General features: G+C 36.6%; 1 protein-coding gene. It reads left to right on the top strand.

Annotated elements, in window-relative coordinates; all coding sequences use genetic code 11:
• Positions 1-107: 107 nt before the first annotated feature.
• Positions 108-1133 carry a hypothetical protein gene (locus BMY56_RS18415; RefSeq protein WP_091627748.1) on the top strand — a complete coding sequence of 342 codons (1026 nt, stop codon included), beginning with the start codon at positions 108-110 and terminating at the stop codon, positions 1131-1133.
• The last annotated feature ends 168 nt before the right edge of the window (positions 1134-1301 follow it).

The raw sequence follows: 1301 nt of genomic DNA, 5'->3' as shown, positions 1-1301 counted from the left end.
AAGAAAAAATAAAACTAAACAAAAAGCTTTAGCTTCGTGCGCAGACGGAAACGAAAAGTTTCCTTTCCTCCGCACTACGCTTAGCTCAGCCGTTGGCAAACATTAAAATGAACACGAGAATAATCATATCAACAATTCTAATTCTGACTTCCTTTTCAACCTTCGGACAGTTCAGCAGACAGAACATTGAAACAGACTCGTCCGACATTGAAATAATTAGAAATTCCGTTTACCACATTTACGAAGAAACCTATAAGAATAAAGACTCTGTTTGGTATAGCGTTCATTTCATAAAAGACACCACGAGACTCAATACCGAAGGTTGGAAAACAAAGGATGGCAAATACCTTGGAGTGTGGCAAGAGTACAATTTTGAAGGTGAATTGATGTACACAAGAGATCACGACAACGCAACCTGTGTAGTCAACAAAGACTTGTATCCATATCACGACTTGCTCGAAAGAATGAAATCAAAAGCTGACAGTTTAATAATTACAACTTACAGCCAGGAGTTTTTTGACAATCATGTACGTTTTGACTTCGACTGCTATGCATATCACGGTCATTGGATAACACTTAGCGATGGAGAGAAATATTGGTCGAAGGACTATTTAGGTTCATGGATTGAACCTATGGAAGCAAAACCAAATTCCTTCAAGTTTCGATATAGCGTGAAAATTGGTGATACAGAATGGTATCCCGAAATGATTGGGATTGATTTAGATTCTATTGGCAACTATGTACCAAGTAAGGACTTTTGGAATAACTACGGATTTGAAAATGTGAAATCTCAAAAAAAGACTTTTCAAATTGACAAGTTGAAAGCCATGAAAACTGCCAAACAGCATGGACTTGAGATAACTGACCAGAATAAAATCAATGAATTTCTAAAGTGGGAGAAATTTAAGAAAGCTGAATTTTATGACGGGCAATTTCGGTACTACATAACTGAGCTGACAGAAGAAGTTAAAGACATTAAAGAAAACGCTCGGTCGAGTGTCGTTTACAAATTCAATGTTTACTCTTTCAATCCATGGACAGGAGAATTCGTTGAAATGAAGAAAATGAAAAACATTCATTCTTGGGAAGAACATAGTGGAAATTGGACAGGACTAATTCCCGATAATGATTAAAAAAATAAAAACGTTTGCCAACAAAACCTATAAGCAATAGCACCCTGCGGGATGCTACTGCTCATAGCCAAACCGTTAGCTTTAATATTAAAAAAAGGGGAATATGTCTGAAAAAAGGGAATGGATTGGAGAAACTGGATACTGCAATTGTCTGCTTGTAGTAATGTT

This window comes from Maribacter orientalis (assembly GCF_900109345.1).
Lineage (GTDB): Bacteria > Bacteroidota > Bacteroidia > Flavobacteriales > Flavobacteriaceae > Maribacter > Maribacter orientalis.
Note: the sequence above shows the minus strand (reverse complement) of the source record. Positions and strands in the feature narration are given on the sequence as shown.